Source organism: Paenilisteria portnoyi (assembly GCF_014322795.1).
Classification (GTDB): Bacteria; Bacillota; Bacilli; order Lactobacillales; family Listeriaceae; genus Listeria_A; species Listeria_A portnoyi.
This window is the reverse complement of the sequence record NZ_JAASTT010000008.1, coordinates 88,205-101,731: the sequence shown is the minus strand read 5'-3', so window position 1 is coordinate 101,731 and position 13,527 is coordinate 88,205. Positions and strand designations below refer to the sequence as shown.

The 13,527-nt window shown below is 42.9% G+C and carries 13 protein-coding genes and 2 tRNA genes; 9 read left to right on the top strand and 6 right to left on the bottom strand.

Annotation, left to right across the window (positions count from 1 at the left end):
- The first annotated feature begins 16 nt into the window (after positions 1–16).
- The 7 genes from HCJ66_RS07415 to HCJ66_RS07385 all read left to right on the top strand — a co-directional run bounded on the left by HCJ66_RS07415 (position 17) and on the right by HCJ66_RS07385 (position 8,948).
- The gene (locus HCJ66_RS07415; RefSeq protein WP_187132544.1) at positions 17–2,374 is read left to right on the top strand and encodes an endonuclease MutS2; all 2,358 of its coding nucleotides are present in this window, start codon (positions 17–19) and stop codon (positions 2,372–2,374) included.
- Between the two features lie 78 nt (positions 2,375–2,452).
- On the top strand, positions 2,453–2,767 hold the full coding sequence (trxA, locus tag HCJ66_RS07410) for a thioredoxin (RefSeq protein WP_036077069.1): 315 nt from the start codon (positions 2,453–2,455) through the stop codon (positions 2,765–2,767).
- A 145-nt stretch (positions 2,768–2,912) separates the two neighbouring features.
- A complete protein-coding gene (gene uvrC, locus HCJ66_RS07405) occupies positions 2,913–4,712 on the top strand; it encodes an excinuclease ABC subunit UvrC (RefSeq protein WP_187132543.1) in 1,800 nt (599 codons plus the stop codon).
- Between the two features lie 11 nt (positions 4,713–4,723).
- Positions 4,724–5,938 (top strand): aspartate kinase, encoded by a 1,215-nt coding sequence (locus HCJ66_RS07400; RefSeq protein ID WP_187132542.1) that lies wholly within the window; start codon positions 4,724–4,726, stop codon positions 5,936–5,938.
- A gap of 286 nt (positions 5,939–6,224) precedes the next feature.
- A complete protein-coding gene (locus HCJ66_RS15975; RefSeq protein WP_222717433.1) occupies positions 6,225–8,000 on the top strand; it encodes a hypothetical protein in 1,776 nt (591 codons plus the stop codon).
- A 22-nt stretch (positions 8,001–8,022) separates the two neighbouring features.
- Positions 8,023–8,511 (top strand): Imm6 family immunity protein, encoded by a 489-nt coding sequence (locus tag HCJ66_RS07390; protein WP_246438603.1) that lies wholly within the window; start codon positions 8,023–8,025, stop codon positions 8,509–8,511.
- Between the two features lie 38 nt (positions 8,512–8,549).
- Complete coding sequence (locus tag HCJ66_RS07385; protein WP_187132540.1) at positions 8,550–8,948, top strand: hypothetical protein; 399 nt, start codon at positions 8,550–8,552, stop codon at positions 8,946–8,948.
- Between the two features lie 181 nt (positions 8,949–9,129).
- On the opposite strand, the gene HCJ66_RS07380 is transcribed toward HCJ66_RS07385, so the two are convergent.
- From HCJ66_RS07380 to racE, 5 genes are all read right to left on the bottom strand, one after another.
- Positions 9,130–9,203 (bottom strand) — tRNA-Arg (locus tag HCJ66_RS07380).
- Positions 9,204–9,349: 146 nt separating this feature from the next.
- The gene (locus tag HCJ66_RS07375) at positions 9,350–9,874 is read right to left on the bottom strand and encodes a metallophosphoesterase (protein ID WP_187132539.1); all 525 of its coding nucleotides are present in this window, start codon (positions 9,872–9,874) and stop codon (positions 9,350–9,352) included.
- Between the two features lie 32 nt (positions 9,875–9,906).
- Positions 9,907–10,512 carry an XTP/dITP diphosphatase gene (locus HCJ66_RS07370; RefSeq protein WP_187132538.1) on the bottom strand — a complete coding sequence of 202 codons (606 nt, stop codon included), beginning with the start codon at positions 10,510–10,512 and terminating at the stop codon, positions 9,907–9,909.
- A complete protein-coding gene (gene rph, locus HCJ66_RS07365; RefSeq protein WP_187132537.1) occupies positions 10,509–11,258 on the bottom strand; it encodes a ribonuclease PH in 750 nt (249 codons plus the stop codon). Before rph ends, HCJ66_RS07370 begins: the two co-directional genes overlap by 4 nt.
- Entirely contained in the window at positions 11,258–12,064 is an 807-nt protein-coding gene (gene racE / locus HCJ66_RS07360) for a glutamate racemase (RefSeq protein WP_187132536.1), read from the bottom strand. The genes rph and racE overlap by 1 nt, the downstream gene beginning before the upstream one ends.
- A 203-nt stretch (positions 12,065–12,267) precedes the next feature.
- Here racE and HCJ66_RS07355 point away from each other — a divergent pair, with 203 nt between their 5' ends.
- The gene (locus tag HCJ66_RS07355; protein WP_187132535.1) at positions 12,268–12,723 is read left to right on the top strand and encodes a YslB family protein; all 456 of its coding nucleotides are present in this window, start codon (positions 12,268–12,270) and stop codon (positions 12,721–12,723) included.
- 57 nt (positions 12,724–12,780) lie between these two features.
- Positions 12,781–13,263 (top strand): Cys-tRNA(Pro) deacylase, encoded by a 483-nt coding sequence (ybaK, locus tag HCJ66_RS07350; protein WP_187132534.1) that lies wholly within the window; start codon positions 12,781–12,783, stop codon positions 13,261–13,263.
- Between the two features lie 50 nt (positions 13,264–13,313).
- Here the strand turns inward: ybaK and HCJ66_RS07345 are convergent.
- Positions 13,314–13,403 (bottom strand) — tRNA-Ser (locus HCJ66_RS07345).
- Positions 13,404–13,527 lie beyond the last annotated feature (124 nt).

Genomic DNA, 13,527 nt, shown 5'->3' with positions numbered 1-13,527 from the left:
CTGGAGTTAAAATAATATGAGTAAAAAAGTAGAAACGATTTTAGAATTCGATAAAATAAAGCAACAGCTCCTCGAATTTGCTTCTTCTGCGTTAGGTGAGGAGGCCATTCGAGCGTTACAACCAACATCTGATATAGAAAAAGTGAAATTAGCGCAACGGGAAACCGAGGAAGGTGCAAAAGTCATTCGATTACGTGGTGCGGCACCAATCTCTGGGATTTATGATGTGGCAGGGCATATGAAGCGCCTGGAAATTGGCGGAGATTTAAGCGGTCTGGAACTTTACCAAACCGGGAGTAATCTTCGTGTGAGCCGTTTGATGAAGCAGTTTATTGATGGTCTTGTAGAACAAGGCGTTGAGATAGAATTGCTGGATGAACTTTCTGGGAAGCTTGTACCAATGCGTGATACCGAAGATACAATCGCGCTAACGGTGGATGAAGCTGGTGAAATTTTGGATACGGCGAGTGAAGCTCTACGCAATATTCGCCAAACGTTGCGTCGTACGGAAGGCCGTGTTCGTGAGCGTTTGGAACAATATTTACGTGACAAGAATGCGTCTAAGATGTTGAGTGACACGGTTATTACGATTCGAAATGATCGCTATGTTTTACCAGTAAGACATGAATATAAAGGGCATTATGGCGGGATTGTGCATGACCAATCAGCATCGGGTCAAACGCTATTTATCGAACCACAAAGCGTGGTGGATATGAACAACGAACGCCGAACTTTACAGGCAAAAGAAAAGCAGGAAATCGAACGTATTTTAGCAGAGGTTTCTGCGGTGTTAGCGGAATTCATCACAGAAATTCGGCAAAATACGTATGTTCTAGCCCGATTCGATTTTATTTTTGCAAAAGCAAGATTTGGAAAGTCGATGAAGGGTGTTACGCCGCGTATTAATCAAGACGGTATCGTGAAACTACTAAATGCGCGTCACCCGCTACTTGATCCGGAAACGGTAGTGAGCAATGATATCCTGCTTGGTGGGGATTATCGCGCGATGCTGATTACGGGACCAAATACTGGTGGGAAAACGATTACGCTGAAAACGCTAGGTTTGCTTACTTTGATGGCACAAGCCGGATTACAAGTTCCTGCAGAGGAAGAATCAGAAATTGCCGTTTTCTCGCAAGTTTTCGCCGATATTGGAGATGAACAGTCGATTGAGCAGAGCTTGAGTACGTTCTCCTCGCATATGACGAACATTGTATCGATCCTTGACAAAATGGACGCCGACTCCTTAATTCTATTCGATGAGCTTGGTGCGGGTACGGATCCACAAGAAGGGGCGGCGCTCGCGATTGCGATTCTCGATGCGGTGGCGGCCAAACAAGCGAGTGTTGTGGCGACAACGCATTATCCTGAACTAAAAGCGTATGGGTATAATCGGGAATTTGCGACGAATGCATCGGTGGAGTTTGATGTCGAGACATTGAGTCCGACTTACCGCTTATTGATTGGTGTGCCAGGACGTAGTAACGCTTTTGCGATTTCGCGTCGGCTTGGTTTGAGCGAAGCGGTTATTGAGGATGCCAGAAGTCTTGTAGACACGGAAAGCGCTGATTTGAACGATATGATTTCGAGCTTGGAAGAGAAGCGTAAGGCTGCGGAATTGGAGTACGAAGAAGCGTATCAAATGAGTCGTGACGCTGAAAAACTGCAAAAAGATCTCCAAAAAGAGATTATCGCGTATCATGATCAAAAAGATAAATTGCTTGAAAAGGCAAATGAAAAAGCAGCAGGTGTCATCGAAAAAGCAGAAGTCGAGGCCGAAGCGATTATTCAAGAGTTGCGCCAAATGCAGCTTCAAGGTGCCGCAGGGCTCAAAGAACACGAACTAATTGAGATGCGAAGCCGCCTAAATCAAGTGAAGCCAAAAACGATTCAGAAGAAAGTCGTCCATGATGTGCCAAAAGTGGCGCATAAGTTCGCACAAGGAGATCAAGTCCGAATTTTGTCATTGGGGCAAAAAGGTGTACTGCTTAATCGGGTGAACAGTAAAGAATGGAACGTTCAAATCGGGATCATTAAAACGAAGGTGAAGGAAGCGGATCTGGAGTATATGAAGCCGGAACAACCGAAGAAATTACGCCACGTGACAACGGTGAAAAGTGATAATTCAGTGACGAAAACCGAGCTTGATTTGCGTGGTGTCCGTTATGAAGATGCACTACAACAAGTGGATAAATATATCGATGCCGCCTTGCTCGCCGGTTACCACCAGGTTAGCATTATTCACGGTAAAGGGACGGGCGCGCTACGACAAGGAGTTACCGAATTTCTGAAACACCACCGGATGGTGAAGTCGATTCGATTCGGAGCCGCGGCAGAAGGCGGAAATGGGGTAACCATCGCTGAGCTGAAGTAAGATTTTGAGCAGATTATTGGCTCCATACGCAGACGCAGTGCTATACTAACGATACAATATGTGTAAGGAGGTAGAGAAATGGCTATTCAAGAAATTACAGACGCGGATTTCGAGAAAGAAACGAGCGAAGGTCTAGTGCTTACTGATTTTTGGGCAACTTGGTGTGGTCCTTGCCGTATGGTTGCGCCAGTTCTAGAAGAAATTGACGCAGAACAAGGCGACAAATTAAAAATTGTTAAAATGGACGTGGATGCAAACCAAGAAACACCAGGGAAATTTGGTGTGATGAGTATCCCGACATTGCTTATTAAGAAGGATGGCGAAGTGGTTGATACAATTATCGGCTACCGTCCAAAAGAAGAATTAGACGAAGTTTTAGCGAAATATCTATAAAATTGTCGAAGAGCTGGTTAAAAATGAAAGGAAGCGCGAATTAGTTCACGTTTTCCTTTCGTTTTTCCTAGCTTTTTTTGTTGCAACAAAGCCGATTTATGCTACACTAAAGAGGAAGTAAAAGCAGTGATGTGGAGTGATAACTATGACGACTGAACATATCCGAAATAAGCTTGCCTTTTTGCCTGATCAGCCCGGTTGTTACTTGATGAAAGACCAGCAGGGTACGATTATTTATGTTGGCAAGGCGAAGGTTTTGAAGAATCGTGTGCGTTCCTACTTCACTGGTTCGCATGATGGGAAAACACAACGATTAGTCCAAGAAATTCGTGATTTTGAATATATCGTGACATCCTCGAACGTTGAGGCGCTGTTGCTCGAAATAAACTTGATTAAAAAGCATGATCCTCGCTACAATATTATGCTAAAAGATGACAAAACCTATCCTTTTATAAAATTGACGAATGAAAAGCATCCTCGGTTGATTATTACGCGGAAAGTTAAGCGTGATAAGGGAAAATATTTTGGACCGTATCCGAATGTTTATGCGGCAAATGAGACGAAGCGGATTTTGGATCGGTTGTACCCGTTACGCAAATGTACGACGATGCCGAGCAAGGTTTGTTTGTATTATCATTTGGGGCAGTGCCTTGCGCCTTGCGTTTTCAAAGTAGAAGCCGATACGTATAAAACGATGACGGATGAGATTGTCCAGTTTTTAAATGGTGGATATAAAGAAGTGAAGCAGGATTTGATGGGCAAAATGCAAGAGGCGGCCGAGTCGATGGAATTCGAAAAGGCAGCTGAATTCCGTGATCAAATCACTGCGATTGAAACGACGATGGAGAAACAAAAAATGACGATGAATGACTTTGTCGATCGCGATGTGTTCGGTTATGCGATTGATAAAGGCTGGATGTGCGTGCAAGTATTCTTCATTCGACAAGGTAAATTGATTGAACGTGATGTGTCGCAATTCCCATTTTATAGCGATGCAGAGGAGGATTTTTTGACGTTTATCGGGCAATTTTATCAGAAGGCAAATCATATTCCACCGCAGGAAATTTTTCTTCCAGACGATGTGGATGAAGAGGCGATTCAGGCATTGTTACCGGATACAAAGATTTTCGTTCCAAAGCGTGGCAATAAGAAGGATCTCGTTAAACTGGCATATAAAAACGCTAAAATTGCGCTAAATGAGAAGTTCCTGCTGCTCGAACGCAATGAAGAACGGACGGTCGGCGCTACGGAAAAACTTGGGGAAGCGATGGGAATTCCGACGCCAAACCGGATCGAGGCTTTTGATAACTCGAATATTTATGGGACAGACCCAGTTTCCGCGATGATTACGTTCCTCGATGGGCGCCCAAGCAAGAACGATTACCGCAAATATAAAATCAAAACGGTTGTCGGCCCTGATGATTATGCAACGATGCGCGAAGTGGTGCGTCGTCGTTATTGGCGCGTGCTCAAAGAAGGCTTGCCGCTCCCAGATCTCATTTTGATTGATGGTGGGAAAGGTCAAATTGATAGCGCGAAAGATGTGCTGGTCAATGAGCTCGGGCTGGACATTCCGGTCGCGGGACTTGCCAAAGATAGCAAACACAAAACAAGTCAACTGCTGTTCGGTGACCCATTGGCGGTCGTGCAATTACATCGAAATAGCCAAGAATTCTACCTATTACAACGAATTCAGGATGAGGTCCACCGGTTCGCCATCACATTCCATCGCCAACTACGAAGCAAAACGGGATTCCAATCCTTACTCGACGGGATTCCAGGCGTTGGCCCAGGACGCAAAAAAGCGATTTTAAAACATTTTGGCTCGATGAAAAAATTAAAAGTAGCATCCGTTGCAGAAATCCAAGAAGCAGGTGTACCAGTAGCCGTTGCCGAAGCAGTCTACGCAAAATTTGCCAAAATGAACGAAGAAAAACCGAAATAGGAGGGGTACTTTTGGGAAGAGTAGTTTTAAAATTCGGCGGAACCTCAGTAGGCACCATCGAAAAAATCAAAAAAACCGCAGATCAAGCAATCCGCGAATTTGAAAAAGGGAATCAAGTAGTGGTCGTCGTTTCAGCAATGGGAAAATCCACAGATCGGCTAGTCGACATGGCGCTAGAAATAAGCGAGCATCCAAGTAAACGCGAAATGGACATGCTACTTTCGACTGGCGAACAAATCACGATTTCCCTATTATCAATGGCCCTTCACGAAAAAAACTATGAAGCAGTATCCTACACGGGCTGGCAAGCAGGCATCACGACAGAACCGATCGCGAGCAATGCCAGAATTCTAGACATTGACACGGAAACGATTCAAGATGCGCTAGCCAAAGGTCAAATCGTGATTGTGGCAGGTTTCCAAGGCGTCAGCGGAGACGGCGAGATTACGACATTAGGAAGAGGCGGATCCGATACGACAGCCGTCGCACTAGCCGCTGCCTTAGAAGCCGATAAATGCAGCATTTGCACAGATGTCGTCGGCGTTTTCACAACAGATCCGCGTTATATCAAGAATGCGCGCAAGTTGAGCCGAGTAACCTATGATGAAATGCTAGAGTTGGCGAATCTCGGAGCTGGCGTTTTGCATCCGAGAGCTGTGGAATACGCGAAAAATTACCGCATCCCACTTGAAGTTCGTGCTAGTCACGAAATCGAAGCAGGAACGATGATTGAGGAGGAAATGACCGTGGAAAATACGAAAGTCGTGCGAGGAATCGCATTTGAAGATAAAATAACCCGCGTGACGATTCACTGGGATAAGAAAGAAAACATGCGCATGTCAAAAGTTTTTACAACGCTCGCAGATAACAATATCGACGTGGATATTATCATCCAAGGCATCACTGGAATTGGCCACGGTAACCTTTCCTTCACGATTAAAACAAAAGCACTACTCGAGGCGCTAACCGTGTTGGAAGAGCATCAGGAAGCGTTACAGTACGCAAAACTAGAATCCGAGCAGAACTTAGCGAAAGTATCGATTGTTGGTTCTGGGATGGTTTCTAATCCTGGAGTCGCAGCGCTTATGTTTGAGGCGTTGACGGATAATGATGTAGCGATTAAAATGATCAGTACATCGGAAATCAAAATTTCGACTGTGGTGGATGAGAAGAAGATGATCAGAGCTGCGCAGGTGTTGCATGATCAGTTTGAGTTGGAAGATTGAAAAACGTCGGATAATGAAAGTGGAACTCGAGTTGCCGTTGCAGCGCAATTCGAGTTTTTTTACAATATTGTCTCCTGAGCAGGATTCGAACCTGTGACCGACGGCTTATCAAAAAATAAGCTACGGACATCCCTTATTTCAGTAAATTAGTCTCATTAACGAAATCTATTTTCAACATTAAATGAGATGAAGCCTCAGATTAATTTCTGGGGCTTTTTTTATTGCTTGCTGTATAATTATTGAAGCGGTATACTAAATTAAGGAAACAGGAGGCGATAAAACAGAGATGGATGTAAAATATAAAGAGAGTGAATGGGAGAAGTCCGAAAAGGCGCTTAAATCGTTAATTGGTTTAGGTTGGGGAAAAGGCATTACAGATCATTTGAAAAAAATAAACAAGAATCTGGAAGATGTACAGCGCGATATCCAGAAGGATGATAGTGATGGCGTCATTTCTTTCTCCTTCACAGATAAGGAAAGTAAATATCAGAAAATATTTGAAAAAATGGAAGTGCTTCATAGCTACGCAGAAGATGCTGGGAACATGGTGGAGCGAGTCATTGATGAACCATTCTACAAAGACATAGATAAATTCGTAGAGAAAATGGAAGGCTTATCGATTGACGATTATGAGACCAAAAACACCATAGGAGCGACACAGATTATTTCAACTGGTGCCTATAGTTACGGCATGAGCCCTGCCACAACCGAAGTGAAAAAAGACAAAATCAATTTGAAAGACATCATGGCCGGCGACAACTTTTTCGCAGATAACTTGAAAGCACAATTTACTGCGTATAGTAAGCAAAACCCGGATCAAAAGTTTACATATGACCAGTATCAATCGGCGGTTTCCAGTTCCCGCGCCTTTGAATACAATTCGATTCGAGATGACCAACAAAACACGGAGTTCTGGCGAGATATCGGGATTGCGGTTGTCATCATTGGTGTCAGTATTGTGTGTCCGCCAGCAGGATTGGCACTCGGGGTTGCGTATGGTACACTAGAATTGAGTAGTGCCACAACCGGAAAAGACTGGCTGACAGGACGCGAAATGGATTGTGGAGAACGAGCGACGCGTGGAGCATTTGCGTTACTGGATATCATACCAGGCATGAAGGGAATCCGTGCGTTTAGCCAAGCAACAAAAGCAAGAGGCCTTGCATTAGATGCGACTCAATTGGGTAGTAAAATGACTTTAAAACAGACAGCAAAACGAGGGCTCTCCGATATAGACACGATGGGAAAACAAGCCTTGCGTGAGAGTGCAGAGCGAATTCGTAAAATCCCAAATGTCATGAAAGACGTTACAAGTGCGGCTAAGACACAGTTGAAAAATGGAACTGTACAAGCCAGTAAGCTAGCTGATGAAATGGTGACTGGTGTGAAGAACTTAAACTTTAGTCGGGCACGCGTTGTGGCTGATCCGCTTGGTGAAACTCATGTTATGTTTAATGCAGCTGAGAGTACACATCGATTTGAAAAGTTGACCAAGGGCTTTCTAAACGGTAGCGATGAGGTTGCTGAAAATCTAAGTATACATGTTGATAATATTAAATTAGGAATTGATGATTTAGTTACACTCAGGAGTAAGTGGAAAGTTCCAGAAACAGATACGGTTGCTGTTGGGAAAACAGATGTAAAAGGATTGGAAGGTAATCTTTTTGAAGGAGGTTCACCATTGGTAAGAAAAGAGGCGGGCTTATTGGATTTAGATGAATTAGCTCCTAACAGGCCAATACAAGCCCCAAGAAAAAGTCCACAGTTTACTAGACATGCAGAAGAAGGCGTTATTAATGATTTTATTGCCACTGTGGAGAGAAGCGGCTTAAGTCCAGATGAAGTTGCAGGAACTTTTGCAATTCATCAATCAAATCCAAAAGGAGTTTGTACAGCTTGTATTCAAGGAATTGCGAACCCTAGTGTTAAGCCTGGGATATTCATGCAACTATCTCAAAAATACCCCAATTTAGTCATCAAAGTAACAACTGAAATGCAAGAAGGAATAAAAGCTGCGGGGAAATTTGATTTTATTCTTAGTGGTGGCAAGCTAGTTCAATAATAAGGAGGAGAAAATATTGATTATGGTTGAAACAATGTCAGTTGATCAACAAGTGTCCTTTTATCTAGGATTAAGTGAGGATATTATCCCTTTACTAAAACAGAGTAAGTATTTTGAGGATGCAAGAAAAGCTTTAGATCTATGTTGGGAATGGTTAGAAAAGAAAGAAATCACTGGTGACCAAATTTATTACATACTAGATGATGGAACAGAATTTGCAGGTTTATTTATGCAAATGCAGATGGACGAAACTCCAGAAAACGAGGATAAGTGGGAGTGCATTGTTAGCGCCGTATCTTTCGTTGATAAACAAGCATATCTTCAAAATAATGAGCCTTATTTACCTGCCCCAATTGAAAATATAGATGACACACTGTTACAATATTTTTTGGATTGCTATATTAATGTAATGAGCGATGGTAAGGAACGTATAAAGTCTCTGTATGAATTTGTGATTTCTAAAGACAGCCCATCAAAATCTGATATATTATCTTTTATTGCTAAAAACTAATTGTAACTTTTTCTGAAAGTGGAAGTGATGGAAGTAGTATGGTAGTTTATTATGGACCAGATGGAAAATTTGTCAATAACCCATCTACTGAATTTTTAAAGGATGTATTAAATCAAGATAGTGCTTATTGGAAGCAAGGCGGGGGAGATTCTTCACTTTTCATTGAAGGGGAGACATATAGACTCATATTTTTCAAAGACGAAGAGCACGGCTTTTTCATTATGCGTCATCCTGATTATATAGCTCCTTTTAATCCTAATGTAGATGTTTATACTGTACATCATGATATCGGAGGAGAACCGATGGCAACTCCGAGTTCTAGCTATATAGGATATGAAGCTGCCGAAAAGCTTGTTTTAGAATTCGCAACAAAAGGCAGAAATGATAACGTCCAAGAATGGAAAGACATTTATGAAATTATAGAGTTTGACAGTTAGGATTTGAACTATGAAAAGAAATTGAAAACACCGATCGTGTGCTGATCGGTGTTTTTTTAGTGGTAACTCATAGAGCGTTTGCATTTTTAGAAAACTGAAATCCTGCCCCATTTAAGAAATCGAATGTATAAATGGAATTTAATGCAAAACAAAAACCCGCTGTCTCCAACGGGTCAATCAATGTCCTGAGCAGGATTCGAACCTGCGACCGACGGCTTAGAAGGCCGTTGCTCTATCCAGCTGAGCTATCAGGACGCGCTATACAATTTTCACAGCCAAGTATCATTCTATGATTTTTTCGGCGATTTGTCAATGGTTTTAGCGAAACTTTCTAAAAAATATTCATATTACTGCAAGTTTATCCATTTTTAGCGCCTTAATGGTCTTGCCCGCGTGAAAAACTAGTTGTTCTTCACAAGCGGGAATGTTTGCGTTAGTTCGGTTAATTCGACATCATCAATCGTCATAAAGTGAATCGTCACGCCTTTATCGGTTGCATCAATCAATGCATACGTCTTATCTTGAACGCGACCTCTTGGAAGAGAAATACTCCCAGGATTCAAAATAATTGTGTTATCTAGCATATCAACGCCTAACTCATGCGAATGACCAAAAAAAACAAAATCAGCGTTCAGCTCACGCGCGCGGTAACGCAGGTTCATCAATGTCATTTTGATATTATACAAATGACCGTGAGTCGTAAAAATGCGGTAACCATCAACGACGCCGACCCAATCATTTGGATAATCCGAGCCAAAGTCACAGTTTCCCCGAACTGTATGGAAGCCTTGCATAGCGGGATCGTCTTTTTCAAGCTCAGAATCGCCGCAATGGATCATCGCATCAACATTTCCTTCATATTTTTCCTTCAAATGGATGAGACAGTCGCGTTCATGATGACTGTCACTGACTACTAGTAATTTCAAATTATTCTCCCCCATCTTCTTACACTTTCTCATTATACAATCTTTACTAGCAATTGGTCTATATTTTTCGCAACTTTTTCTAAAGCTTTTGCACGATGGCTTATTTTATTTTTCTGTTCGGCGCTAATTTCAGCCATCGATTTATCAAATTCAGGCAAGTAGAAGAGGGGATCATAGCCGAAACCGTTTTCTCCTTGCGCGGCGGTCAATATTTGCCCAGGACATTCCCCAGTGAAAAATTCCGTCGTCGCTCCAGGAAAGGCAATAGCAAGCGTACAATGAAACTTGGCTTGGCGCGCATCATTAGGCACGCCTGTAAGCTCTCTCAACAGTTTTTCGTTATTATCGGCATCATTATGCTGATTTCCGGCATAACGCGCAGAATACACGCCTGGCGCGCCATCTAACGCATCAACAATCAAACCAGAATCATCACCAATCACGACTTGTCCAATCCGCTCTGCCACCGTTTCCGCTTTCAACGCCGCATTCTCCGCAAAAGTTGTACCAGTTTCCTCAATATCACCGATTTCCGGAAAATCCGCTAACGTCAAAATTTCAATGCCATGCGCGCCGAAAAGTTTCTCGAATTCCCGAGCCTTGCCAGCGTTATTCGTTGCAATCACAAGTTTTTTCAACCTTCAGCACCTCCAATCAATCCGGCAGCTGCCCCTAGAATATCTTTTTGTAAAGTGACTAATTCCTGAATTCCTTTTTTCCCTAACGCTAAAAGCTCGCTCAGTTCTTCCTCTGAAAAAGTAGATTCCTCGCCAGTTCCTTGCAACTCCACAAAGCGTCCAGCACCGGTCATCACAAGATTCATATCCACTGCGGCAGCACTATCTTCCACATAATTCAAATCAAGCGCGGTATCGCCGTTTTCAAGCAAACCGACACTCGTTGCGGCTAGAAAATCTTTGACTGGAAATTTCGTGAATGGGGTAGTCTCATGCAATTTACCAATCGCAATCACCATCGCAACAAAGGCACCAGTAATCGAGGCTGTACGCGTCCCGCCATCTGCTTGAATCACATCACAGTCGAGCCAAATCGTCCGTTCACCTAAAGCTTCTAAATCAACAACTGCGCGCAAAGAACGGCCAATCAAACGCTGAATCTCCATCGTCCGTCCCGTCACTTTTCCCTTCGAAGACTCGCGAATATTTCGGCGTTCCGTCGCACGAGGCAACATCGCGTATTCCGCTGAAACCCAGCCGCGACCTTCTCCGCGCATGAACGGCGGCACACGATCCTCCACAGAAGCGGAACAAATCACTTTCGTATCGCCAACCGTAATTAATATCGAGCCTTCCGGATGCTTTATGTACCCAGGAACCATTTCTATTTGACGCAGTTCATCCTTTTCTCTACCGTCGAATCTCATCACGACGCACCTCCTAATTTAATATGTTCCACTTGCATGTCTGGAACATCCAACCAATCTTGTGCAATATCTTGAAAAATGGAGACAGAACCAGTCGTGAAAAACCGATGATTTGCACCAATTTCATCATGGTCTAGCAAATCGTGATAATCTAGTAAAGCACTGACTTCACTTGCTGTCTCCTCGCCAGAATTAATAACCGCCACATCTGAACCCATGAAATTCTCAATCAATGTTTTGAGTAGCGGATAATGTGTACAGCCCAGAATAATCGTATCTATTTTCGTACTCTTCAGTGGGAGTAGGGACTCTGCAACGATTTTTTTAGCGATCGCGCTTTTATACTCGCGACTCTCAACGACCGATACGAACTTTGGACAGGCGAGCGAATCCACTTCAACACGGCGATTTAGCCCTTTCAAAGCTTTCGGATACGCCATACTTTGCACCGTTCCAATCGTACCAAGGACGCCAATCCGGTTGTTTTTCGTTGCTTTCAGAGCCGCGCGAGAACCAGGCTGGATGACGCCGATAACCGGAATATCTAGTTTTTCACGAATATCCGCCAAGGCCGCTGCGGTTGCTGTATTACAAGCGATAACGAGCATTTTTATATTGCGATCTACGAGGAAATTCGTCATCTCCCACGTAAATTGATGCACTTCCTGACTATCACGCGGGCCATATGGGCAACGTGCGGTGTCACCTAGATAATATATTTGTTCGTGGGGCAACTGTTTGAGGACTTCTTTGACAACCGTCAGTCCACCAACACCCGAATCAATAAAACCAATTGCTCTTTTCACACGTCTCGCCTCAATTTCTATATTTTCGTCTTCCTATAAGTATACTACAAATTTGGATTATACTCTCCATTTTCTTATTTTTTCGCCGTTTTCGCAAGTTTTTTGATGATTTTATAGTTTTTTTACGGATTTTGCAGGTTGATGTTTCTATTTTGAAGGTTTTCTGGGTATAATAAAGTGGAGAAGAAAGCGGGGTACTGTGAATGACAGAAAATAATGAAGTTGTAAATGAAAAAATGATACCGGTTTTTGGATATGAATTAATTCGCGATACGCTATTGCCGAATGTGTTAGGTGAAGAAACGCCACATATTTTATACTGGGCAGGAAAAGAACTCGCGCGTAAATATCCACTGGAAACGCTTGAGGAGCTGGCAGACTTTTTCCGAAAAGCATCATTCGGCGATTTAGAAGTGAGTAGCGAGAAGAAAGACGAAATGCATATTTTGTTACATGGCGAAATGGTGGCGCTCCGTCTGACGAATGATAGCGATGCAACGTTTAAGCTAGAAGCCGGTTTTATCGCGGAACAAATACAGCATCAAAAACAGTTGTATTCAGAAAGCTATGAAGAAGTAGATAAACGCAAGAAAACCGTGAAAATCATCGTGAAATGGGATCGCAAAGAAAGCGTTTCGGATGATGAAATCGTAAGTTAAACATGATAGCAGGTATTCTGATTTTACATAGAGTACCTGTTTTTTGGAGGGAAAACGATGAAAATTCCAAAAACTAATGTCGGCAGAATCCTGGATCAACAAAAAATACCCTATGAACTCTATCAAATCCCCTTTCAAGATAAGCATATGGATGCTGTGACTGTCGCGCTGGATCTCGATTTGCCGCCAGATAAAATCTATAAAACACTCGTGACCAAAGGCGATAAAACTGGTGTCGTTGTTGCGTGCATCCCAGGAAATCAAGAACTCGATTTAAAACGGCTAGCCAAGGCGAGTCAGAATAAAAAAATGGAGATGCTTCCGATGAAGGAACTGGAAAGTGTTACGGGATACATACGTGGTGGTTGTTCACCAATTGGTATGAAGAAGCTGTTTCCAACTTTTATTGCGAATGTTGCCGAATCACAAGAGCGTATTCTTGTTTCAGCTGGCAAGAGGGGGTTCCAAGTAGGTGTGAATCCACAAGCATTAGCGCGACTAGTTCGGGCGCAGTTTGTGGCAATAAGTCGAGATATGTAGACAAAAAAAGATCCGAATCAAGTAGACTCGAATCTTTTTTATATTAATGAAGGAGGAAGAGGGATTCGAACCCCCGCGCGGTCTTACCCGCCTGTCGGTTTTCAAGACCGATCCCTTCAGCCAAACTTGGGTATTCCTCCATAAGCACAAGAATTATTGTATCACGATTTCTTTCGTTTGCCAATACCTAAATGAAAATTTTTTGTATAAATATTAAATGCGAGAAGATATGTTCCGTTTTGTAGAGCAATAGGAACATTAATG